A 26954-nucleotide genomic window follows, 5' to 3' on the forward strand; every position below is an offset into this window, starting at 1 on the left:
CACCATGTTTAATCAGTTAATGGAACCAACGAGACGTCATGGCTAAAACGGTAGAGCAGATTGCGAATGATTTAAACTTATCCATTACTACGGTTCGTTTAGTATTAAATGGTAAGGCTGAACAGTATCGCATCAGCGTAAAAACGCAGGAAAAAATAGCCCAATATGTTGAATTACATGGCTATACTGTTAACCATACTGCGCGAAGCCTTAAACTGAACAAGACTGAGACCTTTGGCCTGGTCATCCCCCGTTTATCAAACCCTTTCTTTGCGGCACTGGCGGAGTTACTGGAAATCCGCTGCCGGGAAGCCGGTTATCAGTTGATGATCTGCTGTACCTATGGCGATCCTAAATATGAAAATAAACTGGTGAAATCGCTGGAAGAACGCAACGTAGACGGTATTTTTATAGTTTCAGTTGATGCCAAAAGTCAGGCCCATCACGTTAAACATCGTAATAAGCCGCTGATTTTTCTCGATCGGGATTTTGGCATTAAAGGCGCTTCCTGTGTCATTACCGATAACTGCAAAAGTGGTTATCGTTTGACTCGCGCCATGCTGGATAAAATTCAACAGCCTATTCATTTCTTTGTGGGTGATGCCGGGCTGCCAACTATTGCTGAACGTTTGAAAGGGTATGTCAGGGCCAGTGATGAGTCAGGTTTTTCACCGGAGAAATCACAGCTCTCTTATGCGGATCATAACCGGGTTGAAGATGGTGAACTGATGATGAATCAGTTTATTGAACAGCACGGTGAGTTTCCGGTGAATTTTATCTCCTCTTCATTGCCGATTCTGGAAGGAGGGTTAAGCGTATTGCGTGAACGATATGGCTATATTCCCAGCCAGATTAATATCGGTACTTTTGATGAACACGTCATGCTGAGCTTTTTGCCCAATAATATCTGGTCGATGAGGCAGGACGAAAAGACGCTGGTGGGACAGGCGTGTGAAATGATGCGCCAAAGGATCGATGGTTTAACCGATAGTCAGCTTTTTGTTGCTGATGCAGAATTGATTGCCCGTATTACTTCTTATCGCTAGCTTTTTCTTGCGGGGGTGGCGTATAGCCAGAACCCTTCATCAGGCCTTTATTTTGCTTCTCTTTATCTGAATCTGAAATCGTTTTTCGTGGTGAAGAGCGCCCTTCGGTATCGCTGGCTCGATAGAGATCGTAAGGTAGCAAAACGGTATCTAACACCGCAGAGAAGGGTAGATCGACAATTAACAGGCTGCGCATCAGCCATCCATGATTGTCGTTACCAATCATATCAATATCATGGGCAGTGCCGGGATAATACTTCTCATAAGGCGCCACATGAGCCATCAGGCTGGAGCAACCAGAAAGTGCAAACATGGTTGTACTGACGCAAATGGGCAGTAAAAAACCTTTAACAGTTGTCATCATTGTTTGCTATCCACAAAACGTATAATCCGCTCTGACAGTTAATGATATTGAGTTGAAGAGCAACGTTATAGCACTCAACTATCTAAATTTGAATAAGTAACACCAGATAATTGCGCGTCGCTATAAAATTTAGCTTAGAAATGGATTTTTGCCGTTGAAAAATGAATTTATGCCTCCATTTTGTTAAGTGTGATCGATAAAGCAATGCCAATAGGGTTGCTGATCGCTGGAAGTTCATCTGTCCTGTAAGGAAGATGATGTTATTCAACCTCGCTGATTTATTTAGGAGGCATGTTTTATGCGTAATTTTGATCTTTCCCCACTGTATCGTTCGGCCATCGGTTTTGACCGGATGCTGAATACCCTTGAGTCAGGCCAGAGCCAAAGCAACGGCGGCTACCCTCCCTATAACGTTGAGCTGGTTGATGAACACCATTACCGTATTGCTATTGCGGTCGCCGGGTTCGCTGAAAGTGAGCTGGAGATTACCGCTCAGCCCAATCTGTTAGTGGTACGCGGTGCCAAACAGAGCCAGGAACCGGCAAAAACTTACCTTTATCAAGGTATTGCCGAGCGCAATTTTGAACGCAAATTCCAACTGGCTGAACATATTCAGGTTGAAGGCGCTCATTTAGAAAATGGTTTGCTGTATATCGAACTGGCACGGGTTATTCCAGAGGCTTCAAAGCCACGCCGTATCGAAATCAAGTAATCGAATTTTGAGGCGCTAAGCGCCATAACCGTTATTTGCCTGCCGTAATGGGGGCAGACCTCACTCGCTTCAAAGAAGGAGTTATATTATGCGTAATTATGATTTATCACCGTTATTTCGTCAGTGGATCGGATTCGACAAACTGGCCAGCAGCATGCAGGGTAATGCGGATTCCGGTTTCCCTCCTTACAATATTGAGAAAAGTGACGATAACCACTATCGCATCACATTAGCCTTAGCCGGATTTAAACAGGAAAATCTGGAAATAGAATCAGAAGGCCAGCGTCTGACGGTAAAAGGCAACCCAACCCAAATAGAAAAAGAAGTGCAGTATCTGCATCAGGGATTGTCGTGTAAAGCGTTTGAACTGAGCTTTACTCTGGCAGACCATATGGTTGTCACCGAAGCCAAATTTGAACTGGGGCTGCTGCATATCGATATTGAACGCAGAGTACCGGAGGCGTTGCAGGCGCAGCGGATAGTGATTGGTAAGCAGGATGTGATTGAGCATCAGCAGTAATTATGGCTGTGGGAGAAATTTCGTCCACTAGTAGTGCGGTGTTCAAATTGGCGGCAGTGCAAGTGGCCGAGCAAGGGGCGTTAAGGGCGAACGCCCCCTGCACCCCCGCGCCTTCGCACGCGAATTCAGGTCGCGCTATGAATACATCATGAAATGATGTATTCACCCTTGCGGGCCAGCGCAAGCGCTGTTCAACGCGGTATACCGCGTTGTGGCGACTTCCCTCCGCCTTCATTGGCGCTGATTCGGTTTATTCGCCTCATCCATGAGGCTCACCCCTACGGGGCCAGCACGTTGTGCTGTTCAAAGTTGCTCCTGCAATTTTGTCCGGCGAAGCAGCGCCTCGCCAAACGTCCATGTTTGGCGTGCTACCCTCTTTCAGTTGTCGGCTGAATTCCAGTGCTCCATGAAAAGGTCAAGGGCAACACCCAGTAAGTGTTGCCCTTCTATTTTACAAAATGGCGAATAAGAGAAACTGAATTATATATCTTTCAAAGCGCGGATTTATCCTTCCTTATGTGCCCTCTCAATCTCTTCCGCCAATACAATAATTCCCTTCTCTATTAACTCGGGCTCCGGCACATAGTTCATCCGCATACATTGCTGGGTATGCGGCCATTCCTGCTCCAGGCCAGGGAAGAAGTAGTGACCTGGCACCATCAGTACACCACGAGCTTTTAACCGCTGGTACAGGGTTTGACTGCTGATAGGTAAATCCTTGAACCATAGCCACAGGAAGATGGCACCTTCAGGTTTATGGATCAGGCAGCGTTCTGCCGGAATATAATGGCGAATAATCGCCAGCGTTTGCTCTACACGCTGTTGATAGAAGGGGCGGATTACCTGCTCTGAAAGACGGAGTAAATCGCCGCGTTCAATCATCTCTAAAGCCAGTGCCGGGCCGATACTACCCGGTGCCAGGCTAATAATGCCATTCATATTGCCCATGGCCTGAATGGTTTCTTCATTAGCGATAATAATTCCGCAGCGAGTGCCCGGCAGACCCAGTTTAGAGAGGCTCATACACAGAATGGTATTCAAATTCCATAGCGGCGTGGCCTGACTAAAGATAATACCTGGGAACGGAACACCGTAGGCGTTATCGATAATCAGCGGGATGCCTTTTTGATGAGCAATGGCATCCAGACGCATCACTTCTTCGTCGGTTAATACGTTACCCGTTGGGTTGGTTGGACGAGAGACACAAATAGCGCCAATATCATCACCAATATGCAGATGGTCAAAATCGACGTGATATTTAAACATGCCTTCGGGCAGCAGCTCGATGGTTGGTTTATAAGACACCAAAAGATCGTCTTCCAGCCCTACATCAGCGTAGCCGATATATTCCGGCGCCAGTGGAAACAGAACTTTCTTCACCTGTCCATCGGGCTGATGACCGGCGAACAGATTAAACAGATAGAAAAAAGCGCTTTGGCTGCCATTGGTCAGAGCGATATTTTTCGCTTCAATCGGCCAGCCTAGCTCTTTGCTCAACATCTCTGCCAGTGCGGTCAGAAAGGTATTCTTCCCCTGCGGGCCATCATAGTTACAGATAGATTCGGTGAGCTTTCCTTCTGCCAGCAGATCGGCACAAAGCTGAGTAAAGTAGTCTTGCATTTCCGGAATTTTTGCAGGGTTACCGCCTCCGAGCATAATTGCCCCGGGAGTGCGTAAACCCTCATTTAAATCGCTCATTAACTGGGTAATGCCGGAAAAACGGGTAAATTTTTTACCAAAAGATGAAAATGTCATGTTAATACATTGATGTTATGGGCTGAGGGGAATAACCATTAACCATACCGACAGACCTTAGCTGGTGCAACGGGTGAGTATTTGACTGATTTTTACCTGAAGTTCTGTAGTAATTACCACATATGGTGAAATGTGTGGTTCAGACGACCATTAAATGTGGTATTCAACAGGTTTATTTGGTTAATTCCGAGGGATTGTGCTGATAAATAAACTGCATTTTTACCGTGACTACATCAAAAAAAATGTATGATTTGATGCAGACACGGTAAGACGAAGGGTAGATTTGTGTGCTAGCGGATAACCTGAGGATTCACGCAGTTGCCTTCGATACTGTCCGTCATGGCGGCAATTAAATTGTCAACGGCGCTGGCAGCCATGGCATAGCGTGCCTCAAAGGTCGCTGAGCCAATATGCGGAATAGCAACCACGTTCGGCATCGACAGCAGCGGGGAGTCTTTTGGCAGCGGCTCTTTTTCAAATACATCCAGACCCGCACCGGCAATAGTGCCTTGCTGTAGGGCTTCGATTAATGCTGCTTCATCCACCACCGGGCCACGTCCGGCATTAATAAAGAAGGCGGATGGCTTCATCAGTGCGAATCGTTCTGCATTAATCAGGTGGCGAGTTTGTGGATTCAACGGCAATATCAGACAGACATAATCGGCTACCGACAGCAGTTTATCTAATTCCATATGAATGGCATCGAAGCGGTTTTCTGCCTCCGGATTGCGGTTGCGGGTGTTATAAACAATTTTCATACCGAAACCGAAATGCGCCCGCTGGGCCAGTGCGGTACCAATACGTCCCATACCAATGATTCCCATGGTTTTATGGTGAATATCGGTACCAAACCAGTTCTCGCCTACGCTGCCTTTCCACTCTCCGGCTTTTACTCGTTCCGCCACATTCAGGATGCGCCGACCGGTGGTCAGCACCAGCGCCATAATCGTATCCGCTACCGTCTCAGTCAGGGCTCCTGGTGTATGCATCAAAGGAATTTTTCTTTCGGTCAGGGCATCAACATCAAAGTTGTCAAAACCGGCAGAAATGGTAGAAACCGCTCTGAGTACCGGTGCCTGTTCCAGCAATTTACGATCGATAGTTTCGTTAGCACCAATGATGCCCTCGGCTTTAGCCAGGGCTTTAATAAAGTCGGCGCGATTTTCATTAGTAATGGAGTCAAAAGCGGTAACGGAAAAACGTTGTTCCAGTTTGTCCTGTAAATCTTCGGGCAGTTTCTTATAGGAGACGATCGATGGCTTCATATCCTGTCCTCTGCGATGGGATAGATTGTCAGTGAGCAAACATTACCATAACTAATAAATAAATCATGACCGGTTTTTGGTTTATTTATTGGTGGACTGTTCTGCCTTTATTTTGAACTGCTTCCGGTAGGATGAGGGGGAAATATTCAACGCTTTAGTAAAGTGCTGACGCAGGGATGCCACGGTATTAAAACCAGATTCTGCCGCCACCTTCTCCATGGAATGATTACCGGATTCCAGCATTCGTTGTGCTTTAGCAATGCGCTGATTCAACAGCCATTGCATTACCGTAGTGCCGGTAGTTTGCCGCACATGTCGGGTAAAGGTTCGACGGCTTAACGCTCCTTTTTGCGCCAGTGAATCGATAGAGTGCGGTAATTCTGGATGTTGCGCTGCCCAGTTAAGCACCTGAGATATGCGATCATCCTGTCGTGATACCGGCAGTGGAATTTCAATAAATTGTGCCTGACCACCCTGACGATGAGGTGCAACAACCATTTGACGGGCAACCTGATTGGCGATTTCTGCTCCGCAAATTTGCCGTAGCATATGTAAGCAACAATCAATCGCCGCGGCCATACCGGCAGAGGTTACAATATTGCCTTCATCAATATAGAGCTCCGCTGCGCGCAGCTCTACTTCCGGATAGCGTAGGCTAAAAGCATTGGCCCATTTCCAGTGGGTGGTTGCCGCCTTACCATTTAATAACCCGGCTTTAGCCAGGACAAAAGCCCCCAGACATAAGCCGACAATTTTTACACCCTGTCGGTTAGCCTGTTTTAGTACATCAATAAACTCTTCAGGAGGTGCAATATCAATGCGGTGCCAGGATGGCACAATGATGATATCCGCCTGCTGGAAGCCTTCAATACCGTATTCGGCAGTGAGGCTAAGCCCCATCGAACTTTCTATCTGCTTCTCTTCCAGCGCACAGGTGATTACCCGAAAACGGGGAGAACCATCCTGATTCAGCACATTACTGAATACCGTATGGGGAATAGAGAGATTAAACGGGTTTATGCCCTGATAAGCGGCAACGGCAATTGTGGTCGGGTTGGTCAGCGGTTCCATGCATATTCCCTGAGCTTCAGGCAAAGATAATTGGCCTGATTCTATCGATATCTGTCATTCAGGTCACTATCCGATAAGTGAGCAAGCCCGCAAAATAGCAGAAGTGTTAACGGGTTATAAGGAAACTATTGATGAACAATCCGACAAGAGCATTGATCGTTATTGATGTGCAGAATGAGTATTTCACCGGGGATTTACCCATTGAATATCCACCGGTGGAGACATCATTAAACAATATTATTCGGGCCATGGCGGTGGCAAAAAAAGAGGGTATTCCCATTGCTGTGGTGCAAAACAGCGCAGCGGAAAACTCACCGGTATTTGCTAAAGGCAGCAAAGGGTGGGAATTACACCCGGAAATTCAGCGTCAGCATTACGATATATTGATTGAAAAACGTTTACCCGACGCATTTGCCGAAACAGAACTCATGGCCTGGCTGAAAGACCGACAAATAAATACCTTAACCATTGTCGGCTACATGACCCACAACTGTGATGCTTCCACCATTTACCACGCCAGCCATGCAGGGTTTAGCGTCGAGTTTCTGTCCGACGCCACAGGAAGCCTCCCTTACGAAAATCAGGCCGGAAAGGCAACAGCCGAAGAGATCCATCGGGTATTCAGCGTAGTCTTCCATTCACGGTTTGCCGCCGTCGCATCAACAGCAGAGTGGCTAAAAGCGGTGGAGAATAAACAAGGTATAGCTGGGGGAATATTGTGGCATCTAACCATAAAGCTCGGGAAATGTAAGAAAAGATAAGAAATATAGAGATGATGACATTGACATTATATTTGATAACAAAGCTTAAAAAAGCTAATCGGAGGGAGAGGGTGCCGTGGGGGTCGACTTGGCGTCAGCCAACGAAGTGCCCGTAGGCAGCCTAGGCCCGACGCACTCAAAACTTAAGTATATGGCCCTTTCGGCCGAGTACTAAGGCGATATACGAAATACCATTTTTACGGCCGAAATATCCTCAGTTGCCGATTTAATCACTCAAAATAGTTTACCAGCCATAAAAAAACCGGCGCTGTGCACCGGTTTCTCGCAAAACATCAAACCCCAATCACAATGGGCTCAATGTAATTGTCACACGACGGTTCTGCGCTTTACCCGCCTCTGTGCTGTTAGAAGCAATCGGCTGATCCGGACCAACACCCTGGGTGTGAATACGGTTAGCCGCAACGCCCTGAGTAATTAATGCGCTTGCTACACTATCAGCACGTTGCTGAGACAGATTCATGTTTAACTGACGAGAACCGGTGCTATCGGTATGACCAAGCACATTCACTGCAGTTTTGTTGTACTCTTTTAATACCATTGCAACACCGGTCAGAGTGTTTGCACCCGCAGGCTTCAACGTACTGCTGCTGGTATCAAAAGTAACATTATTTGGCATATTCAGAATGATCTGATCGCCGGAACGAGTAACGCTCACGCCAGTACCTGCCATTTTTTCACGCAGTTTAGCTTCCTGAACGTCCATATAGTAACCAACGCTACCACCAAGCGCTGCACCAGCAGCAGCGCCAATCAGAGCACCTTTACCACGGTCTTTCTTCGATGATGACAGTGCACCTACACCTGCGCCAACAACAGCACCAATACCTGCACCAATGCCAGAATCGCCAACTTGTGATTCACCGGTATAAGGGTTAGTGGTACAACCCGAAACGGCTAGTGTTCCGCTAAGCGCAATAACCGTGGCAATCATAAACTTTTTCATACATATACCTTAAACAGAATTACTGACCTGAGCTATTGCCCAGAATGGCTCCGGAAGCAGCACCAACCGCAGCACCTGCGGCAGCACCAATCAGGGCTCCCTTAGTATTATCTTTGTGCGAGGAAGATAATGCACCGATGCCCGCACCAACAACGGCTCCAACACCTGCACCAACACCTACGTTTGCTGCCTGGTTGTTATTAGGATTATTTCCACCATACGGATTTGCACAACCTGCCAATGACAGCATAGATGTAACGACAACAACTGCTGCAATAAACTTTTTCATAACCTGTACCTCGTTGAATCAATATCCTGATACAGCAGATTAAAGCCTAATTTTTGCGGAAAGGAAGTTTCTTTACGCAAATTTTTCAATTGCAGGACACTTCTTTAACAACCGCGAAAAGGCCGTTATACGGGGTAATAGCATAGTTTTTGTCACTGCTATCAGATCCGTATCTTTACAATTATAGCAGGCTGATAATCAGTAAAAGGGTAATTAAGTGCGGTAGCTATACAGGGTTTACTACGACAGCGCTTACCCTGTGTGCGACTAAAGAGTTGTTATCAGGCAGCAATGAGCGGGGCTTGCCATTGCATGATTAAGGTTATTTGTTGTGTTTCCGGATGGGGTTGTTCACTGACAATATGAAAACCCATCGCCAGATAGAACTGAAGTGCATGAGTGTTTTCCCGATAGACCTCAAGTAGCAGCCTGGGATAATGCATTTTAACCTGCTCAATCAACGCGTTGCCGATGCCTTTTCCCTGTTGGCTAAAGTCAACAAACAGCGCACCAATAAACTGTTGTTCCATCACGCTGATAAAACCGATGATTTCATCATTTTCACAGCAGACCCAGGTAGTAGCGTCAGGAATATAGACGTTGCGAACCAGTGGCTCACTTTCCTGCCAGTAGGATGGTTCAATAAAAGGATGCGCCTTAATGGTGGTGGTTAACCATAGCGCCATTAGCGCATCTAAATCCTGTGGCTGATAACGACGGATCACGCGTGATTGTCCGGATGGCAGAAACACTCAATCATATGATCGTTAACCAGCCCCATTGATTGCATAAAGGCATAGCAAGTCGTCGCACCGAAAAATTTAAAACCACGCTTTTTCAGCGCTTTTGCCATGGCGACCGAAATCGGTGTGGAAGCAGGGAATTCCTCAGGTTTTTTCATCGAAAGGTGATTGAGGATTGGCGTATTCTCCACAAACGACCAGATAAACGTGGCGAAGTCCTCTCCGGCAGCCTGCATGGACAGATAAGCTTTAGCATTATGCACAATGGCCTCCAGCTTGCCGCGATGGCGAATTAGCCCCGGATTTTCCATCAGTTTATCAATGTCTTTTTCGGTCATCGCAGCGACCTTTACCGGATCAAAGTGGTGAAAACATTGACGGTAAGTTTCACGTTTTTTCAATACGGTAATCCATGAAAGACCGGCTTGTTGTCCTTCCAGACAAATTTTTTCAAACAGTTTTTGGTTATCGCGAACGGGTTTTCCCCATTCGTTGTCATGGTACTCAATGTAAAGCGGATCCTGATTGACCCAACTACAACGTTGCATATATTTCCCCTGATTTTTAACAAAATCCTGTGTCCGGTATGGATTAGAGCTGCACATCTGGTCGTCTATAGGTATACTTATCAGCTACATTAATTAAACTCTATCGCGCGCGGATCCAACATGCAGAAGTTCGATAATAAAACCTTTCAGGGATTAATCCTAACATTACAGGATTATTGGTCGCGTCAGGGCTGCACCATTGTCCAACCATTGGATATGGAAGTCGGTGCTGGTACGTCGCATCCAATAACCTGCCTGCGGGCTTTAGGGCCTGAGCCAATAGCCGCTGCTTATGTGCAGCCTTCCCGCCGTCCTACGGATGGCCGCTATGGTGAAAACCCGAACCGCTTACAGCACTACTACCAGTTTCAGGTCATTATCAAACCCTCTCCGGACAATATTCAGGAGCTGTATCTCGGCTCGCTGAAAGAGCTGGGCGTGGATCCGACCGTGCACGATATCCGTTTTGTTGAAGATAACTGGGAAAACCCAACGCTGGGTGCCTGGGGTCTTGGCTGGGAAGTCTGGCTAAACGGAATGGAAGTCACTCAGTTTACCTATTTCCAGCAGGTAGGTGGTTTGGAGTGTAAACCCGTCACTGGTGAAATCACTTACGGACTTGAACGTCTGGCCATGTATATTCAGGGCGTGGACAGTGTTTATGACCTGGTCTGGAGCGATGGTCCTTTCGGTAAGACTACCTATGGTGATATCTATCATCAAAATGAAGTGGAACAGTCTACCTATAACTTTGAATATGCTGATACTGACTTCCTGTTCAGCTGCTTTGAGCAGTATGAAAAAGAGGCGCAGAAGTTACTGGCTCTGGAAACACCACTGCCGTTACCAGCCTATGAGCGCATTCTGAAAGCGGCCCATAGCTTTAACCTGCTGGATGCCCGCAAAGCAATCTCTGTGACCGAGCGTCAACGCTATATTCTGCGTATTCGTACGCTGACCAAAGCGGTTGCTGAGGCTTACTATGCTTCTCGCGAGGCATTAGGTTTCCCTATGTGTGATAAGAAAAAGGTTTAAGAGAACGCCATGACTCAACAAACTTTCCTTGTGGAAATCGGCACGGAAGAGTTGCCACCGAAGGCGCTTCGCTCTCTTGCTGAATCTTTTGCTGCAAATTTTAAAGCGGAACTGGACAACGCTAATTTGTCCTACAGCACGGTTGAGTGGTTCGCTGCTCCACGCCGTCTGGCTCTGAAAGTCATTGAACTGCAGGCCTCACAGCCCGATCGTGAAGTTGAAAAACGCGGCCCGGCAATTTCTCAGGCGTTTGATGCTGAAGGTAAACCAAGCAAAGCCGCAGAGGGCTGGGCTCGTGGTTGCGGTATCACCGTTGAACAGGCTGAACGTCTGACCACGGACAAAGGCGAATGGCTGATGTACCGCGCTCAGGTTAAAGGCCAGCAAGTGCAGGCGCTGTTGGCCGATTTGGTCGCTCAGTCGCTGGCTAAATTGCCCATTCCTAAACCAATGCGCTGGGGTGATAAAGATACTCAGTTTATCCGCCCGGTTCATACCGTAACCATGCTGTACGGCAGTGAACTGATCGACGGAACTATTCTGGGCATTAAGTCAGACCGCATTATTCGTGGCCACCGTTTTATGGGTGAAGCTGAGTTCTCCATTGGTAGCGCCGATCAGTATCCAAAAATTCTGATCGAACGCGGCAAAGTGATCGCCGATTATGATACCCGTAAGCTACTGATAAAGCGTGATGCCGAAGCCGCCGCCGATAAACTTGGTGGTGTAGCGGATATCAGTGAAAGCCTGCTGGAAGAGGTCACTTCGCTGGTGGAATGGCCAGTAGTATTAACTGCTAAATTTGAAGAGAAGTTCCTGGCGGTACCATCGGAAGCCTTAGTACACACCATGAAAGGCGACCAGAAGTACTTCCCGGTATATGACCATCAGGGTCGTTTAATGCCGAACTTTATCTTCGTGACGAATATTGAATCTAAAGATCCGCAACAGATTATCTCTGGTAATGAGAAGGTGGTTCGCCCACGTCTGGCTGATGCGGAATTCTTCTTTAATACCGACCGTAAGCATCGTCTGGAAGATCGCCTGCCACGTCTGGAAACCGTTCTGTTCCAACAACAGCTTGGTACTGTACGTGATAAAACCGATCGTATTCAGGCGCTGGCCGGTTGGATTGCCAGCCAGATTGGCGCAGACGTTAACAAAGCGACCCGTGCAGGCTTACTGTCTAAATGCGACCTGATGACCAACATGGTGTTTGAATTTACCGATACGCAAGGCGTGATGGGAATGCACTATGCTCGCTTTGATGGTGAAGACGAAGAAGTGGCGGTTGCTTTAAATGAGCAATATATGCCGCGTTTCGCCGGTGACGATCTGCCTAATTCGCTGGTTGCCTGTGCCGTCGCGATTGCGGATAAGATGGATACTTTAGCGGGTATATTTGGCATTGGCCAAAATCCTAAAGGGGATAAAGATCCCTTTGCATTACGTCGCGCAGCGCTGGGTGTCTTACGTATCATCGTTGAGAAGAATTTACCGTTAGATCTGGCGACATTAACCGAAGAAGCGGTGCGTCTATACGGTGATAAGCTGACTAACACTAACGTTACCGATGATGTGGTTGAATTTATGCTGGGCCGTTTCCGTGCCTGGTATCTGGACGTTGGCTACAGCATTGACGTGATTCTGGCGGTATTGGCTCGTCGCCCAACTAAGCCGGCTGATTTTGATGCACGGGTTAAGGCGGTATCACACTTCCGCTCGTTGGATGCCGCTGCTTCACTGGCTGAGGCTAATAAACGGGTATCCAATATTCTGTCCAAAGCAACGGATACGTTACATGACAGAACCAACGTGGCAATACTGAAAGAGCCGGAAGAGATCCATCTGGTAACTCAAATGGCAGTATTACGCGATAAGCTGGAACCACTGTTTGAAGAAGGACGCTATCAGGAAGCGCTGGTTGAACTGGCGGATCTGCGTGAATACGTTGATGCTTTCTTCGATAAAGTCATGGTGATGGTTGAGGATGATGCTATCAGAGTTAACCGTCTGACGTTGCTGAGCAAATTACGCGATATGTTCCTGAGAGTCGCTGACATCTCTCTGCTACACAGCTAATTTGTCCTGCCTATTCCAACAGGTTGTTTCGACTTATATTATCGAAACAACCTGCTTGGAAATCAGATACTCCCGCCGTTGTTAAAATTTTGTAGTCACCCGACTTTTTTAAACAATATGTCTGTTCTGGTTTTATAAAACCAGTATGATAAGTTTTGTTTAAATTATGTGAAATGAAATGATTTTGTATTGCATGATATCAAAGCGTTATTTATTAAAACGCCCGGTTCTTCAATCCCAAAATTAAGTCATTTAATGATGTGACAAAGGTGCTGTTTTGCCTGAATTTGTCTCAGTTCTTTTTCTGAGATACCCACTCTATATGATTAAATGGACAATATTATGGATAAAATGACTCCGCTAAAACCTGTTCCTTCTCTTGTTGCGATTGCGATTACTCTGATCATCTGGTTTGTTATCCCGGTACCAGAGGGCGTAACACCCAATGCCTGGCACCTGCTGGCGCTGTTTGTTGGAACCATTGCGGCGATTATTGGTAAAGCCATGCCTATTGGTGCGCTTTCAATCGTCGCTATTGCGCTGGTAGCGCTGACGGGGGTCACCAATCCCGGTAAGCCAGGCGCTGCGCTAAATGATGCGTTAAGTGGTTTTTCTAATCAGCTTATCTGGTTGATTGGTATTTCCATTATGGTTTCGCAAAGTTTGAATAAAACCGGTTTAGGTGCACGTATCGGTTACTACTTTATTTCTCTGTTTGGCAAAAGAACGCTTGGTATCGCCTATGCGCTGGCAATTGCCGAAACGACGCTGGCTCCCGTGACACCAAGTAATACTGCCCGGGGTGGTGGCATCATCCACCCGATTATGCGCTCTATTGCCGACAGTTTTAACTCTAAGCCTGAGCCCGGATCAACGGAGAAGATAGGTCGTTACCTTTCGCTGGTGAACTACAATATTAACCCTATTACCTCAGCAATGTTTATTACGGCGACTGCGCCTAACCCGTTGATTGTTGCCCTGATCATTAAGGGTACAGACCCGAGTATTGAATTCACCTGGGGAATGTGGGCCATTGCCGCGCTGATCCCTGCCATTGTTTCATTGATTGTGGTACCGCTGGTGATTTACTGGTTGTATCCACCAGAAATTAAAAGCACGCCAAATGCTCCGGTGTTTGCTAAAGAAAAACTGCGCGAGTTAGGCCCAGTATCTCTGTCTGAGAAGATTACTCTGGCGGTATTTGGCTTGCTGCTGGTGATGTGGGCTGGCATTCCCGCGTTCTTCCTGGGAGAGGGTTGGGTGGTCAATCCCACCACGGCTGCGTTTATTGGCCTGTCTATTTTGCTGATGACCGGCGTTCTGAGCTGGGAAGATTTACTGAAAAATAAAGGTGCCTGGGATACGGTAGTTTGGTTCTCCGCACTGGTGATGATGGCGACTTTCCTCGGTAAGCTGGGCCTTATCAGCTGGCTCTCACAGACGGTGGGTGGCGCTATTGATAATCTGGGTATTGGCTGGATTGGCGGTACTATTTTGTTAACGCTGGTTTATGTCTATTCCCATTACTTCTTTGCCAGTACTACCGCTCATATTACCGCTATGTTTGCCGCTTTCTTTGCCGCTGGTTTAGCGCTTGGCGCACCTCCTGCACTACTGGGCCTGATTCTTGCTTTCGCATCTTCATTAATGATGTCGTTAACTCATTATGGTACGGGTACTGCTCCAATCATCTTTGGTTCTGGCTATGTGACGCTAACCGAATGGTGGAAAACCGGATTTATCCTGAGTGTGGTCAACCTGATCATCTGGATAACCGTCGGTGGAGCATGGTGGAAGTGGTTAGGATATTGGTAACAGACAGGCTCTCAGCTGACATTCACTGAGATCTAAAGCACTGAGATCTAAAGGCCCGCAGAAATGCGGGCCTTTGTGATTTTTAAACATGCTGAAATGCGGATTTATTGCTGAGGCTTATTAAATTGTGATTTTAACTGCTCCAGCAGCAAATCTTTCCTCTGCCAAACCTCATGCAACCACTGCTGAAACTGACGTTTAAACAGCTTATCATTCAGATAGTCGCCGCGAATGCTGTCATCTATCGGCAGTGTTTCGATACGTACCACGATACGTTTCATTTGACCGCTCAACAGATCAATAAACGGTTTATCTTCGTTTTCAGGGTAATAAAGGGTGACGTTTAAAATACGATCAAACTGGGCGCCCAGTACATTGAGTGCCAGCGCAATGCCTGCCGATTTTGGTGGCAAAAGGTTTTGATAAGGAGAGTTGAGCTGCTCTCTTTTTTGCCGGGTAAAACGCGAACCTTCTACAAAGTTAACAATGGTCGTGGGGTGGTCGCGAAATTTTTCGCAAGAGCGGCGCGTGGTTTCAATATCTTTACCACGTTTTTCCGGATGTTTTAACAGATAAGTGCGCGAGTAACGGCGCATAAATGGCATATCCAGTGCCCAGCAGGCGATGCCAATAAAAGGAACTCATGCCAGTTGCTGTTTGAGAAAGTATTTATTCATTGGAATGCGGTTACGCATCACGACGCAAAGGGAGACGATATCTGTCCAGCTTTTATGGTTGCTAATCAGCAGGTACCAGTTTTGCTTACTGAGGTCTTCTGCACCCTCAATATCCCATTCAATGCGATTGGTAATTTTTAAAATGAAGGCCAGGGAAACGCACCAACACCACATCATAAAATTACAGAATGCGGATACACCAAGACTGACTACTTTAAAGGGCAGTAAAAGTTTCAAGATGCCAGCGATTACCATAGGCACAGAACAGAGCATGGTAAAAACGATGGTTAATATTGTCGTGATGACAAAGATAATTGGGGCAAACAGTTTTGGCATGTCTATTTTTCGTTACTGGTCTACTGGCATCCAAGACAATGAATACTCATCATTCTTCAAATTTTGGCTAATTCTAACAGAAAGCCAAAACTAAAATAAATTATTGCAATAAGTTCGACTGAAACTATAACGCACGTAAGGCTACCATATTAATAAATTGGCTAATGAACAAAATCTGCGGAGAGCAGAAAGGTCGTTCAGCAACTTATTCTATTCCGACCTTTTGGTCTGTAAATGAAACTGCTGTCAAAGATAATGACAGAATGAATGTGTTGTTTTGACGGTCTTTATAACGGGATATTTTGAGGTGTTGGGATACATTCAGATGAAGTCTCTTTCATCCCATTTTTTACTAAAATTATTTGGTTAATTATCAGAAAAGGGAACCATAGCCCTTGACAGATATGAATCACTAATAAATCAAATATCCACAGTTGAAGATCGTGCCATATTTAGAATGAGAACTTGACTTTTATATATATCTCTTTGATTTATTAATGTTTATTTTTGCTTTTTCGGAGTCTATCCCGTTGTTGTATAACATATACTTACTTTTATCCACCGAGTTATCCACAGGATTTATGGGTAAATTAATGGATTTATTTCCTGTCTGTATCGCTAAAGTTAAATAAGCTATTCGTTTCCTGGCCTCAGCTATGGCATGCTTACCACTATTGATGAATCAAACAGCAAAGAATCATTTTATGGCTAAGATTGCAGAAAACCCACTGGTGCTCGTTGACGGCTCCTCTTATCTTTATCGCGCGTTCCACGCATTTCCACCGCTGACTAACCGTGAAGGGGTTCCTACAGGGGCGATGTACGGCGTATTGAATATGTTACGCAGCCTGATAGCTCAATGTCAGCCCAGCCATATCGTGGTGGTATTTGATGCCAAGGGAAAAACCTTTCGTGATGAACTGTTTGCTGAATATAAATCTCACCGCCCTCCGATGCCGGATGACCTGCGTGCTCAGATAGAACCATTACACCAAATGGTAAAAGCGATGGGGATCCCGCTATTAGTTATTCCCGGTGTGGAAGCTGATGACGTTATTGGTACTCTGGCACTGAGCGCCGCAGCGAAAGGACGTGATGTATTAATCAGTACCGGCGATAAAGATATGGCACAGCTAGTTACGCCGCAGGTTACGCTGATTAACACCATGAACAACACTATTCTTGGGCCGGAAGAGGTATGTGAAAAATATGGGGTACCGCCTGAGCTGATTATCGATTTCCTCGCATTAATGGGCGACTCTTCCGATAACATTCCTGGCGTTCCCGGCGTTGGTGAAAAAACGGCTCAGGCATTGCTGCAAGGGCTGGGTGGGTTAGATACCTTATACAGCCAACTGGATAAAATTGCTGATTTAAGTTTTCGCGGTGCAAAAACTATGGCGGCAAAGCTGGAACAGCATAAAGATGCTGCTTACCTCTCTTATAAGCTGGCTACCATTAAAACCGATGTGGAGCTGGAGGTTAATGAGCAGGATCTGGCACTGCGTGAACCTGAAGTTGACGAGCTACGCGAGCTGTTTGCCCGTTATGAGTTTAAGCGCTGGCTGGCTGAGCTGGAAAGTACCGGCACCCTGAAAGCCGGTAACAAGGGCAGTGGTGCAAGTAAACCTGCTCCGGTTGCCTATCAGGCTGCTGCTGCCGCACCGGAGGTTTCCGCTATCTTATCTCAGGAAGGTTATGAAGTTATCCTCGACTGGGATAGTTTTAACCGCTGGTTAAAACAGCTGGAACAAGCTGAACTGTTTGCTTTTGATACCGAGACTGACGGCCTGGATTATATGAGTTCCAATCTGGTAGGCGTCTCTTTTGCTATTGAAGCCGGTAAGGCGGCTTATGTTCCTTTTGGTCATGATTATATTGGTGCGCCGGATCAACTGAATGCTGAAGAGGTATTGAAAGCCCTGAAGCCGCTGTTAGAAAGTGAAAAAGCGTTGATTATTGGTCAAAATCTGAAATTTGACCAAAGTATGCTGGCTCGTTATGACATTAATTTACGCGGTATTGAGTTTGATACCATGCTGGAGTCCTACGTGCTGGACAGCGTTGCCGGACGTCACGATATGGATAGCCTGGCAAACCGTTACCTGAATCATAAAACTATCAGTTTTGATGAACTGGCGGGCAAAGGTAAAAATCAGCTGACGTTTAACCAGCTCGCCATCGAGCATGCAGGGCCTTACGCCGCAGAAGACGCTGATGTGACATTGCAGCTACATCTGGCTATGTGGCCTAAGTTACAGCAAGAGTCAAGTCTGGAACGGGTTTTCCGCAAGATTGAGATGCCACTGGTTCCGGTGCTGTCACGTATGGAACGTACCGGCGTATTGATTGATGCTCAGATTTTAAATCAGCATTCGGCCGAATTAGCTCAACGATTAAAAGAGCTGGAGGATCAGGCTCATGAGCTGGCAGGCGAGCCGTTTAATCTCTCCTCTACCAAGCAGTTACAGGCAATTTTCTATGAAAAGCAGAAATTACCGGTACTGAAGAAAACGCCGGGTGGCGCACCTTCTACTAATGAAGAAGTGCTGGCCGAGCTGGCGCTGGACTACCCACTGCCGAAAGTGATTTTGGAACATCGTGGTTTGGCCAAGCTGAAAACTACCTATACGGATAAGCTGCCGCTTATGGTGAATGCGGTTTCTGGTCGGGTGCATACTTCTTACCATCAGGCCGTGACGGCTACCGGGCGTCTCTCTTCAAGCGATCCTAATCTGCAGAACATTCCTGTACGTAATGAAGAAGGGCGTCGTATTCGTCAGGCATTCATTGCACCGGAAGGGTACCGGATTATGGCGGCTGACTATTCTCAAATTGAATTGAGAATTATGGCTGATTTATCCGGTGATAAAGGGCTACTGGATGCTTTCGCTCAGGGCAAAGATATCCACCGGGCAACGGCAGCTGAAGTATTTGGAACGCCACTTGAACAGGTTAGCGGTGAGCAGCGTCGAAGCGCGAAGGCGATTAACTTTGGTTTGATTTACGGCATGAGCGCATTTGGTCTGGCGCGCCAGTTGGGGATCCAACGGGGCGAAGCTCAGCGCTATATGGACCTCTATTTTGAGCGTTACCCGGGTGTACTGGAATATATGGAGCGTACTCGCGTACAGGCTTCTGAACAGGGTTACGTTGAGACACTGTTTGGTCGTCGTTTATATCTGCCGGATATTAAAGCCAGCAACGGTATGCGCCGTAAAGGTGCAGAACGGGCAGCTATAAACGCACCAATGCAGGGTACCGCGGCAGACATCATTAAAACCGCCATGATAGAAGTGGATAACTGGCTGCAACAGCAAGACAAACCACTGGTGAAGATGATTATGCAAGTACACGATGAACTGGTGTTTGAAGTTCATGAGTCGGTGCTGGATGTTTCAGAACAAACGATCCGCCAGCTGATGGAGCAGTGTGTAAAACTCGCTGTGCCAATGAAAGTGGATGTTGGGGTTGGAATGAACTGGGACGAAGCGCACTAATCACGCTCTGAACATGTCATAACTGACCGCTTAGACAGGCTCCAATGTGATAAACGTTGGAGCTTTTTTTATTTTCAAACATCTACATAGATAATGATTTTCCATATCACCGGTGTGGATATCTATGTAACTAAACTACATAAACTCAATTTTTTTGTGATAACAGTCTCGGTATGTAATCAAAGTACTTGTAATTTTTTTACAAAAATTACTTTTCCCGGTGTGAGAAATGGAGTAGAGTTAGCGTTGTAGGGTACAGAGGTAAGATGTTCTATTTTTCAACCCTGTAATAGGATTGGCTTTATATTAGCCGCCCCATTCGTTTGAATGGGGCGTTTTTTTATCTGAAATTCAGGAAAGAAATAGGGCAGGGCTTACTCGGCAGGCTGATCGTCAATCTCTTCATCACTATGATTAAAATCCAGATTAAACCATTCATCCAGTTTCAAACGCAGTTTATCAACCCCCAGTTTCTTCAGGGATGAGAACATCTCGACCTGAATGTCTCCCTGAAACGGTAAAATCGCTTCGCGTACCATATTGAGTTGAGCTTTACGGGCACCGGAGGCCAGTTTGTCGGCCTTGGTCAGTAAAATCATGACCGGTAGCTCTACGTCTACTGCCCATTGAATCATCTGCTGATCCAGATCTTTTAGCGGATGGCGGATATCCATCAGTACCACCAGACCTCTCAAGCATTCACGCTTTTGCAGGTATTCGCCCAGTGCGCGTTGCCATTTGCGTTTCATCTCTTCAGGCACTTCGGCATAGCCATACCCCGGCAAATCTACCAAATGAAGATTTTCTTCAACCTGAAACAGGTTAATTAGCTGAGTTCGCCCCGGTGTTTTACTGGTGCGAGCAAGGTTTTTTTGATTGGTCAGCGTATTCAGGGCGCTGGACTTTCCTGCATTAGAACGACCGGCAAAGGCGATCTCAATACCAAAATCAACAGGCAAATGGGTAATGTCCGGGGCGCTGGTGACGAAATGTGTCTTATGATAGTTAAAGTTTTTCAGTGTCAAAACGTTCGTCTCCGCGAATAGCAAATTTGGCTGGCAATTATACTGTCTTCCGTAAGAAAGGGTGAGTTTATTGTCAATTTTCACGCTAGCTAGCAGATATTGTGGTAATAGCCAGCTAACCCTTGTGAGACATTTGCCATAGAAAAGTAGGGCAATGTCCTCTTTTTTAAGTAGCCCTGTAATTTAACACGTTTATTATCAGCCAGTTATTTTGTAGGACAGAAAATACCTAGTATTAATACCAGTTAGTTACTTGTTTAGCTGCCGCAGCATAGTAAAGTACACATCAAGCAAGGGGATGCACCAGGACAGAAATTCACAGGATGTGAATCTCATGTAAACATCAGGATGATGTTTACAGAGTCAGAAGGAAATACCTAACGGAATTAGGTAGCGTGATACAGGATAGTAACACGGATAAGGACGTCAGGATACGCAGAAGCGTAGTTCAGGAAGAGCAAGAGCTAAGGACAGCACCAGGGATGAGCATGTTTCTCCAGGAAGAGAGTCAGGGCACTACCAGGGACTGGAAAAATAACAAAAGGATAAACCGGGACGTTGTTTGTTCACAGGGATGAGATTAGGAAATAATTTTTCCTTTAATGGTTCGACACTAAGGCGACAGATAACTCTGTCGCCTTTTTTCTTGGTTTCTGCTAGATTCCGACCCAATATCTCCACTTTAGAGAATTCGCTATGAAGCAGCCGCAAAATACCGCTAAGGGCAACAATAAAGTTGTCAAAGCAAAGCGTAAAAGTCGTGAAGAAGTTGATGCCGAGGCTCGGGCGCGTAAGCGTGCGAAAAAACATCGAGGTAATTCAGCGGGTGCGCGTACTAACGTTGATTCCCAGTCCGGGAAAAATCAGAAATCCAGCGGGGCTTTTAAAGATCCGCGTATTGGCAGTAAAACGCCGGTTCCGTTGATTGTTGAAGGCAATCAGGCCGTAGTGGCTAAGCCTAAGGCACCTAAACCGCCAAAAGCGACCAGCGTACCGCCAGAGCAAGAATTAGCCCTGTTGGAAAATGACGATCGCCTGAATGAATTACTCGATGCGATTGACGATGGCAAAAAACTGTCAGCGGAAGAACAACGTTATGTAGACAATACTCTCGATCGCATTGATGAGCTGATGTCTATTTTAGGTATTGATTTAGGCGATGAGGAAGACGATATGCTGGATGAGCCTCAAGAGCAGAAAGAAGATATTGTTAAATTACTCAAAAGAAACAGTCCTCAAGAGTAAATAATCGACTATGCAGTTAGTATTCCTGATACCAGGTTTGATACTGGCATGTTATCTGGTCTGGTTATTAGGTAGACTATTATGGCTGAACCAACTGAAACACAGTTGGCGCTCAGCCAAAACCCCCGGTATTAGAAAAAGCAGTACTATAAAAAACGTAAATAAACGATCGGGGAGACAAAACAATAAGACGGAGTGAGCAAATGTCGACGCAGATGATTGATTGGGATCTGGCCCTTATTCAGAAATATAACTATTCCGGGCCCAGATATACTTCTTATCCAACGGCGCTTGAATTTAGTGAGCAGTACGGAGAAAGCGATTTTCTGTCGGCGGTTGCCCGGTACCCTGAACGCCCGCTCTCCCTCTATATTCATATTCCTTTCTGCCACAAGCTTTGCTATTTCTGCGGTTGCAACAAGATTGTCACCCGTCAGGGGCATAAAGTTGAGCAGTATCTTGATGTACTAGAACAAGAGATTCGTCATCGCGCTCCGCTGTTTGCTAACCGTCAGGTCTCGCAGATGCACTGGGGCGGAGGTACACCAACCTATTTGAATCAACAGCAAATTACCCGACTGATGGGAATGCTGCGCCAGCATTTTAACTTCCAGCCGGATGCTGAAATTTCTATTGAGATTGACCCACGGGAAATCGAACTGGATATTCTGGACCACCTGCGCTCAGAAGGTTTTAACCGTATGAGTATGGGTGTACAAGACTTTAATAAAGAAGTACAGCGTCTGGTAAACCGCGAACAGGATGAAGAATTCATTTTCGCCCTGATCAACCGTGCTAAAGCGCTGGGCTTTCGCTCTACCAATATCGATCTGATTTATGGCTTACCAAAGCAGACGGCAGAAAGCTTTGCTTTTACGCTCCAGCGCGTGGCTGAACTAAGCCCGGATCGCCTGAGCGTATTTAACTATGCGCATTTACCCAGCCGTTTTGCTGCGCAGGTAAAAATTAAAGATCACGATTTGCCTTCGGCTAATGAAAAGCTGGAGATCCTGCAGGAAACCATCAGTTCATTAACCAACGATGGTTATCAGTTTATTGGCATGGACCACTTTGCTCGTCCGGATGATGAACTGGCTATTGCTCAACGAGAAGGGCATTTGCACCGCAACTTCCAGGGATATACCACTCACGGTGACAGCGATTTACTGGGCATGGGCGTATCTTCCATCAGTATGATTGGTGATACTTACGCCCAGAATCAGAAAGATTTAAAGGCTTACTACGCCAGAGTTGAAGAGAAAGGCAATGCGCTGTGGAAAGGTCTGGCAATGACGGAAGATGATTGTATCCGCCGCGATGTGATTAAGACCCTGATTTGTAACTTCAGCCTGGACTTTGCTCCGATCGAGAAAGCGCACAATATCCGCTTTGCGGAATATTTTGCCGAAGATCTGAAACTGCTGATCCCGCTGGAAAAAGATGGGTTAGTCACAATCGATGACAAAGGTATCGACGTAACCGGCAAAGGCCGCTTATTGATCCGCAATATCTGCATGTGTTTTGACGTTTATTTGCGGCAGCAAGCACGGCGACAGCAGTTCTCGAGGGTTATTTAAGTAGTTAAACCTACTTAATTAAGCCAATCGGAGGGAGAGATTTCCGTTGGGGTCGACTTGGCGTAAGCCAACGACAAACAGGCGAAAGCCTGTTTGAACAGCGCTAGCGCTGGCCCGCAGGGTGAAACACCGCAAGGTGTTTCATAACTGCCCCTAGGGAATCTAGGCCCGACGCACTCTGATGCTAAGTGCAGATGCCCTTCCGGCCGAGCACAAAGATGAGATAAGCAGCATCGTTTTTACGGCCGGAATATCCTCAAAAGCTGACCTGTTATATCTCCCCACTTTCCCGCAACAACCGCATCACATCCTCCCCCGTTAGTCTCTCCGTCTTATTCCCAAAACAATAAAACTTCGGTTGGTTATCAACAAAGATCTCGGCGGTCAGTTTTAGCTTATCCAGTTCCGATTCACTCAGTTCCAGAGAAGAGTAAGTGACATAGGTTTGCTTACCGTCTGCGGTTTGCCAGAACAGAGAGGTTCCGCAGTGTTCACAAAAACCGCGTTGCCCCCACTCTGAGGATTTATAGTGTTTTAAACCCGATGGATCACGAATAACAAGAGAGTTTTTGATATCAAGAGAGAGGAAAATCCCCCCGGCCCAGCGACGACACATCGAACACTGGCAGGCGGATACCTGATAATCTTCCAGAGAAACTTCAAATTTTACGCTGCCGCACAGGCATGTTCCGTTGACCTTTCCCATTATTTTTATCTGCTGTTAGTCCTGGTTACCCTCCAGTATAAAAGGAGAAAATCAGGAGAATAAAACAAACATAATCACACACAAGATAGCTGCAAAAGCGGTTTGAGGTGACTGCCCTGTCATTGCACCGACTTCGGTGCTGAAGTTAAATAAATTAGCTAAATTTTCCAGCATGATCCTGCTCCGTACTGACCTGGAGAAATAATATTGTCGCCATAATACGCAGGTGATGAAATCTGTAAAGTACAAATTTTCACCAGAAGTATCTAAAGTGTAGGTTTGATGATTTGCGCCAAGAATATCAGAATTTGACGGAAAAAATGTGGACCGGATTACATTAAAAAAACTTTTTAATCCGGCATCCATGCCGATCAGAGCCGGTTATTCAATATCCAGTTCTTTCAATTTACGGGTTAGCGTATTTCTACCCCAGCCAAGTAGCTGAGCCGCTTCTTGTTTATGCCCGTGAGTATGGCGCAAAGCAACCGATAACAACACACGCTCCATATCCGGCAGAGCCTCGGACAGCAGATCTTCTTTGCCGGAAGACAGGGCTTGTTCGGCCCATTTTTCCAATACTATTGTCCAGTGGCCATCAAATGTGGCGGCGGAGGCGTGGGATTCCGGGGCTTGTTCATCATAAACAAACAACTCTTCCGGCAAGTCTTGCGGCAATACCTCTTTGCCAGCGGCCATGACCGTTAGCCAGCGACAGGTATTTTCCAACTGACGAACGTTACCTGACCAGGTCATCTGACTGAGTGCCAGTTCAGTATCCGGATGTAGAATCTTGGCTTCAACCCCCAGTTCCTGTGCGGTAATTAGCAGGAAATGACGTGCCAGACGAGGAATGTCTTCTCTGCGCTCACGTAATGGAGGCAAATGGATGCGGATAACATTAAGGCGATGGAACAAATCTTCACGGAATTTATGTTCTTTGACCAACAGCTCCAGATTCTGGTGGGTGGCGGCAATAATGCGCACATCGACTTTGATAGGTTCATAGCCGCCTACGCGGTAAAACTGTCCGTCAGCCAGAACTCGTAACAGACGAGTTTGAACTTCCAGCGGCATATCACCAATTTCATCTAAAAATAAAGTACCGCCATCGGCTTGCTCAAAGCGACCCTGACGAACCTGACCTGCACCAGTAAATGCGCCTTTCTCATGGCCGAACAGCTCTGATTCAATCAGATCCTTGGGAATTGCCGCCATATTCAGAGCGATAAATTTGCCGTTGGCGCGTGGGCTGTGGCGATGTAAAGCATGAGCTACCAACTCTTTACCGGTACCGGATTCACCGTTGATCAGTACACTAATTGATGACAGAGAAAGACGACCAATAATACGATATACATCCTGCATAGCAGGGGCTTCGCCGATAATATCGGTAGTGGGCCGGCTGTTTTGAATTTCCCGTTCCGGCTGGCGCGTCTCCCGATAATGACTGATAGCCCGCTCGGTTAACGCAACCGCCTCATCAATATCAAAAGGCTTAGGCAAATAGTCGAAGGCGCCAAACTGATAGGCGCTGACAGCCGCATCCAAATCGGAATGAGCGGTCATAATAATAACCGGCAGCAAAGGGTGCTTTTGTTTGATGGTTTGCAGCAACGCCAGCCCATCAATACCCGGCATACGAATATCGGATATCAATACGTCTGGTGCCCGCTTTTCCAGCGCAATCAGAACTTCGTCAGCAGAATCAAAGCTGGTGCACTGCATATTGGCGCCGGTCAGTGCCCGCTCCAATACCCAGCGAATGGCGCTGTCATCATCAACAATCCAGGCTGTACCTTGACTCATAGTAACCCTCACTGACGAATGGGCAGGAACACCGAAAATTCGGTGTGGCCTGGCCAACTGTTAAACTCAATTTTTCCCCGATGTTGGTCAATCAGACTACGGGCAATGGATAAACCAAGGCCAGTGCCGCCTTCACGTCCGCTAACCATCGGATAGAAGATGGTATCCTGTAGCTGCGGCGGAATTCCGGGGCCATTATCTTCAATATCAATTCGGGCACATAAGCGATAGCGAATGCCGTGCAGTGTCATCTGTGAGGCAGTGCGGGTTCTTAAGGTAATCGAACCACCGGATTGCCCCAGTGCCTGCATGGCGTTTCTGGCGATATTTAACAGCACTTGTTCAACTTGTTCCGGATCGTGGATTAATTCCGGCATACTTGGGTCATAATCACGAACGATAGTGACATTATCCGACTTTTCCAGCACCAGTAGCTGATAAACCCGCTCGGAGACCTGATGAATATTTTGTACTACCCGCTGGCCGGGGTGTTGCGGCCCGAGTAGCCTGTCTACCAGATTACGCAGTCGGTCAGCCTGTTCAATGATAACTTTGGTATATTCCACCAGAGCGGGGTCGGGTAACGCTTTCGCCAGCAGTTGAGCAGCTCCGCGTAGCCCTCCTAATGGATTTTTAATCTCATGCGCCAACCCACGTACCAGCTCTCTTGCTGCGGTTTGTTGTGAGTGCTGCAATTGCTCCTGACTCAGACGCCGATGGTTATCCAGCGCCGACAGTTCCATCAGAATATGCTCGTCTGCCAGAAGTTGAGCACTGAGGGTCAATACATGGAGATGGCTATCCACCACCATAGTGACTTCGTTATCGGTGAATCCCTGACCTTCGCGCAGGCTTGACCACATCAGATCGACATCTAACGAAAGATAATCAACCAGATTGGGAAGTGGGGTACCAAACAGCTTACGGGAACTTTGCACCAACAATTGTTGGGCGGCAGGGTTGGCGTATTGAATGGCTAATGAAAAATCCAGAATTAACACACAGGTGATCTGTGAGTTAAGAATTTGCTCGGTATCCGGCAGCGCTGGGTTTTCCATTAGTGGCTCCTTTGCACTAAATTGGGGCATCATCTGATAAGGCGTATTAAACCA

General features: G+C 46.7%; 23 protein-coding genes and 1 pseudogene. 10 read left to right on the forward strand and 14 right to left on the reverse strand.

The features are described 5' to 3' along the window. The first annotated feature begins 38 nt into the window (after nucleotides 1-38). Complete coding sequence (locus EKN56_RS00270; RefSeq protein WP_130589983.1) at nucleotides 39-1046, forward strand: LacI family DNA-binding transcriptional regulator; 1008 nt, start codon at nucleotides 39-41, stop codon at nucleotides 1044-1046. On the opposite strand, the gene EKN56_RS00275 is transcribed toward EKN56_RS00270, so the two are convergent. Continuing rightward, entirely contained in the window at nucleotides 1030-1410 is a 381-nt protein-coding gene (locus EKN56_RS00275; RefSeq protein WP_246019916.1) for a YceK/YidQ family lipoprotein, read from the reverse strand. The two genes, EKN56_RS00270 and EKN56_RS00275, sit on opposite strands and share 17 nt — an antisense overlap. A 298-nt stretch (nucleotides 1411-1708) precedes the next feature. Here EKN56_RS00275 and ibpA point away from each other — a divergent pair, with 298 nt between their 5' ends. Further along, nucleotides 1709-2122, forward strand: a complete 414-nt coding sequence (gene ibpA / locus EKN56_RS00280; RefSeq protein WP_130589984.1) for a small heat shock chaperone IbpA — start codon at nucleotides 1709-1711, stop codon at nucleotides 2120-2122. Nucleotides 2123-2210: 88 nt separating this feature from the next. Beyond that, complete coding sequence (ibpB, locus tag EKN56_RS00285; protein ID WP_130589985.1) at nucleotides 2211-2642, forward strand: small heat shock chaperone IbpB; 432 nt, start codon at nucleotides 2211-2213, stop codon at nucleotides 2640-2642. 504 nt (nucleotides 2643-3146) lie between these two features. Here the strand turns inward: ibpB and EKN56_RS00290 are convergent. The 3 genes from EKN56_RS00290 to EKN56_RS00300 form a co-directional block, all read right to left on the reverse strand. Continuing rightward, the gene (locus EKN56_RS00290) at nucleotides 3147-4397 is read right to left on the reverse strand and encodes a valine--pyruvate transaminase (RefSeq protein ID WP_130589986.1); all 1251 of its coding nucleotides are present in this window, start codon (nucleotides 4395-4397) and stop codon (nucleotides 3147-3149) included. A 290-nt stretch (nucleotides 4398-4687) separates the two neighbouring features. Next, the gene (gene ghrB / locus EKN56_RS00295) at nucleotides 4688-5662 is read right to left on the reverse strand and encodes a glyoxylate/hydroxypyruvate reductase GhrB (RefSeq protein ID WP_130589987.1); all 975 of its coding nucleotides are present in this window, start codon (nucleotides 5660-5662) and stop codon (nucleotides 4688-4690) included. 81 nt (nucleotides 5663-5743) lie between these two features. After that, nucleotides 5744-6733 carry a GlxA family transcriptional regulator gene (locus EKN56_RS00300; RefSeq protein WP_130589988.1) on the reverse strand — a complete coding sequence of 330 codons (990 nt, stop codon included), beginning with the start codon at nucleotides 6731-6733 and terminating at the stop codon, nucleotides 5744-5746. A gap of 131 nt (nucleotides 6734-6864) precedes the next feature. On the opposite strand from EKN56_RS00300, the gene EKN56_RS00305 reads away from it, so the two are divergent. Next, on the forward strand, nucleotides 6865-7494 hold the full coding sequence (locus tag EKN56_RS00305; protein WP_210405322.1) for a cysteine hydrolase family protein: 630 nt from the start codon (nucleotides 6865-6867) through the stop codon (nucleotides 7492-7494). Nucleotides 7495-7798: 304 nt separating this feature from the next. On the opposite strand, the gene EKN56_RS00310 is transcribed toward EKN56_RS00305, so the two are convergent. The 4 genes from EKN56_RS00310 to EKN56_RS00325 all read right to left on the reverse strand — a co-directional run bounded on the left by EKN56_RS00310 (nucleotide 7799) and on the right by EKN56_RS00325 (nucleotide 10038). Next, nucleotides 7799-8458, reverse strand: a complete 660-nt coding sequence (locus EKN56_RS00310) for an OmpA family lipoprotein (protein WP_130589989.1) — start codon at nucleotides 8456-8458, stop codon at nucleotides 7799-7801. 19 nt (nucleotides 8459-8477) lie between these two features. Further along, a complete protein-coding gene (locus EKN56_RS00315) occupies nucleotides 8478-8747 on the reverse strand; it encodes a glycine zipper 2TM domain-containing protein (RefSeq protein WP_130589990.1) in 270 nt (89 codons plus the stop codon). 281 nt (nucleotides 8748-9028) lie between these two features. Then, nucleotides 9029-9472: an N-acetyltransferase gene (locus tag EKN56_RS00320; RefSeq protein ID WP_130589991.1), complete on the reverse strand. Its 444-nt coding sequence runs from the start codon at nucleotides 9470-9472 to the stop codon at nucleotides 9029-9031. Next, the gene (locus EKN56_RS00325) at nucleotides 9469-10038 is read right to left on the reverse strand and encodes a DNA-3-methyladenine glycosylase I (RefSeq protein ID WP_130589992.1); all 570 of its coding nucleotides are present in this window, start codon (nucleotides 10036-10038) and stop codon (nucleotides 9469-9471) included. The genes EKN56_RS00320 and EKN56_RS00325 overlap by 4 nt, the downstream gene beginning before the upstream one ends. 120 nt (nucleotides 10039-10158) lie before the next feature. Between EKN56_RS00325 and glyQ the strand changes: the two genes are divergently transcribed. The 3 genes from glyQ (at nucleotide 10159) to EKN56_RS00340 (ending at nucleotide 14970) form a co-directional block, all read left to right on the forward strand. Continuing rightward, on the forward strand, nucleotides 10159-11073 hold the full coding sequence (glyQ, locus tag EKN56_RS00330; RefSeq protein ID WP_130589993.1) for a glycine--tRNA ligase subunit alpha: 915 nt from the start codon (nucleotides 10159-10161) through the stop codon (nucleotides 11071-11073). A 9-nt stretch (nucleotides 11074-11082) separates the two neighbouring features. Beyond that, on the forward strand, nucleotides 11083-13155 hold the full coding sequence (gene glyS, locus EKN56_RS00335) for a glycine--tRNA ligase subunit beta (protein WP_130589994.1): 2073 nt from the start codon (nucleotides 11083-11085) through the stop codon (nucleotides 13153-13155). Between the two features lie 342 nt (nucleotides 13156-13497). Continuing rightward, complete coding sequence (locus EKN56_RS00340; RefSeq protein WP_130589995.1) at nucleotides 13498-14970, forward strand: DASS family sodium-coupled anion symporter; 1473 nt, start codon at nucleotides 13498-13500, stop codon at nucleotides 14968-14970. A gap of 104 nt (nucleotides 14971-15074) precedes the next feature. Here EKN56_RS00340 and EKN56_RS00345 read toward each other — a convergent pair. Then, a pseudogene (locus EKN56_RS00345) lies at nucleotides 15075-15983 on the reverse strand (acyltransferase). Nucleotides 15984-16687: 704 nt separating this feature from the next. On the opposite strand from EKN56_RS00345, the gene polA reads away from it, so the two are divergent. Next, nucleotides 16688-19483, forward strand: coding sequence for a DNA polymerase I (polA, locus tag EKN56_RS00350; protein ID WP_130589996.1), 2796 nt, complete (start codon nucleotides 16688-16690; stop codon nucleotides 19481-19483). 374 nt (nucleotides 19484-19857) lie between these two features. On the opposite strand, the gene yihA is transcribed toward polA, so the two are convergent. Continuing rightward, the gene (gene yihA / locus EKN56_RS00355) at nucleotides 19858-20508 is read right to left on the reverse strand and encodes a ribosome biogenesis GTP-binding protein YihA/YsxC (RefSeq protein ID WP_130589997.1); all 651 of its coding nucleotides are present in this window, start codon (nucleotides 20506-20508) and stop codon (nucleotides 19858-19860) included. A 696-nt stretch (nucleotides 20509-21204) separates the two neighbouring features. On the opposite strand from yihA, the gene yihI reads away from it, so the two are divergent. Together yihI and hemN are read left to right on the forward strand one after the other, a co-directional pair. Then, nucleotides 21205-21753, forward strand: a complete 549-nt coding sequence (gene yihI / locus EKN56_RS00360; protein ID WP_130589998.1) for a Der GTPase-activating protein YihI — start codon at nucleotides 21205-21207, stop codon at nucleotides 21751-21753. 203 nt (nucleotides 21754-21956) lie between these two features. Beyond that, nucleotides 21957-23330, forward strand: coding sequence for an oxygen-independent coproporphyrinogen III oxidase (hemN, locus tag EKN56_RS00365; protein WP_130589999.1), 1374 nt, complete (start codon nucleotides 21957-21959; stop codon nucleotides 23328-23330). A 271-nt stretch (nucleotides 23331-23601) separates the two neighbouring features. Here the strand turns inward: hemN and EKN56_RS00370 are convergent, their stop codons facing one another. The 4 genes from EKN56_RS00370 to glnL form a co-directional block, all read right to left on the reverse strand. After that, nucleotides 23602-24036, reverse strand: a complete 435-nt coding sequence (locus EKN56_RS00370) for a GFA family protein (RefSeq protein ID WP_130590000.1) — start codon at nucleotides 24034-24036, stop codon at nucleotides 23602-23604. Nucleotides 24037-24087: 51 nt separating this feature from the next. Then, nucleotides 24088-24210, reverse strand: coding sequence for a YshB family small membrane protein (locus EKN56_RS20805; protein ID WP_140920480.1), 123 nt, complete (start codon nucleotides 24208-24210; stop codon nucleotides 24088-24090). 207 nt (nucleotides 24211-24417) lie between these two features. Further along, a complete protein-coding gene (gene glnG / locus EKN56_RS00375) occupies nucleotides 24418-25842 on the reverse strand; it encodes a nitrogen regulation protein NR(I) (RefSeq protein WP_130590001.1) in 1425 nt (474 codons plus the stop codon). A gap of 8 nt (nucleotides 25843-25850) precedes the next feature. After that, on the reverse strand, nucleotides 25851-26900 hold the full coding sequence (glnL, locus tag EKN56_RS00380; protein ID WP_130590002.1) for a nitrogen regulation protein NR(II): 1050 nt from the start codon (nucleotides 26898-26900) through the stop codon (nucleotides 25851-25853). Between the last annotated feature and the right edge of the window lie 54 nt (nucleotides 26901-26954).

The sequence above is a fragment of the Limnobaculum zhutongyuii genome (assembly GCF_004295645.1).
Lineage (GTDB): Bacteria > Pseudomonadota > Gammaproteobacteria > Enterobacterales > Enterobacteriaceae > Limnobaculum > Limnobaculum zhutongyuii.

What these genes read in the sequence shown, in the direction of transcription:
- EKN56_RS00270 (WP_130589983.1), top strand. Translation starts at nt 39, where the DNA reads ATGGCTAAAACGGTAGAGCAGATTGCGAATGATTTAAACTTATCCATT.
- EKN56_RS00275 (WP_246019916.1), bottom strand. Translation starts at nt 1,410, where the DNA reads ATGATGACAACTGTTAAAGGTTTTTTACTGCCCATTTGCGTCAGTACA.
- ibpA (WP_130589984.1), top strand. Translation starts at nt 1,709, where the DNA reads ATGCGTAATTTTGATCTTTCCCCACTGTATCGTTCGGCCATCGGTTTT.
- ibpB (WP_130589985.1), top strand. Translation starts at nt 2,211, where the DNA reads ATGCGTAATTATGATTTATCACCGTTATTTCGTCAGTGGATCGGATTC.
- EKN56_RS00290 (WP_130589986.1), bottom strand. Translation starts at nt 4,397, where the DNA reads ATGACATTTTCATCTTTTGGTAAAAAATTTACCCGTTTTTCCGGCATT.
- ghrB (WP_130589987.1), bottom strand. Translation starts at nt 5,662, where the DNA reads ATGAAGCCATCGATCGTCTCCTATAAGAAACTGCCCGAAGATTTACAG.
- EKN56_RS00300 (WP_130589988.1), bottom strand. Translation starts at nt 6,733, where the DNA reads ATGGAACCGCTGACCAACCCGACCACAATTGCCGTTGCCGCTTATCAG.
- EKN56_RS00305 (WP_210405322.1), top strand. Translation starts at nt 6,865, where the DNA reads ATGAACAATCCGACAAGAGCATTGATCGTTATTGATGTGCAGAATGAG.
- EKN56_RS00310 (WP_130589989.1), bottom strand. Translation starts at nt 8,458, where the DNA reads ATGAAAAAGTTTATGATTGCCACGGTTATTGCGCTTAGCGGAACACTA.
- EKN56_RS00315 (WP_130589990.1), bottom strand. Translation starts at nt 8,747, where the DNA reads ATGAAAAAGTTTATTGCAGCAGTTGTTGTCGTTACATCTATGCTGTCA.
- EKN56_RS00325 (WP_130589992.1), bottom strand. Translation starts at nt 10,038, where the DNA reads ATGCAACGTTGTAGTTGGGTCAATCAGGATCCGCTTTACATTGAGTAC.
- glyQ (WP_130589993.1), top strand. Translation starts at nt 10,159, where the DNA reads ATGCAGAAGTTCGATAATAAAACCTTTCAGGGATTAATCCTAACATTA.
- glyS (WP_130589994.1), top strand. Translation starts at nt 11,083, where the DNA reads ATGACTCAACAAACTTTCCTTGTGGAAATCGGCACGGAAGAGTTGCCA.
- EKN56_RS00340 (WP_130589995.1), top strand. Translation starts at nt 13,498, where the DNA reads ATGGATAAAATGACTCCGCTAAAACCTGTTCCTTCTCTTGTTGCGATT.
- polA (WP_130589996.1), top strand. Translation starts at nt 16,688, where the DNA reads ATGGCTAAGATTGCAGAAAACCCACTGGTGCTCGTTGACGGCTCCTCT.
- yihI (WP_130589998.1), top strand. Translation starts at nt 21,205, where the DNA reads ATGAAGCAGCCGCAAAATACCGCTAAGGGCAACAATAAAGTTGTCAAA.
- hemN (WP_130589999.1), top strand. Translation starts at nt 21,957, where the DNA reads ATGTCGACGCAGATGATTGATTGGGATCTGGCCCTTATTCAGAAATAT.
- EKN56_RS00370 (WP_130590000.1), bottom strand. Translation starts at nt 24,036, where the DNA reads ATGGGAAAGGTCAACGGAACATGCCTGTGCGGCAGCGTAAAATTTGAA.
- EKN56_RS20805 (WP_140920480.1), bottom strand. Translation starts at nt 24,210, where the DNA reads ATGCTGGAAAATTTAGCTAATTTATTTAACTTCAGCACCGAAGTCGGT.
- glnG (WP_130590001.1), bottom strand. Translation starts at nt 25,842, where the DNA reads ATGAGTCAAGGTACAGCCTGGATTGTTGATGATGACAGCGCCATTCGC.
- glnL (WP_130590002.1), bottom strand. Translation starts at nt 26,900, where the DNA reads ATGGAAAACCCAGCGCTGCCGGATACCGAGCAAATTCTTAACTCACAG.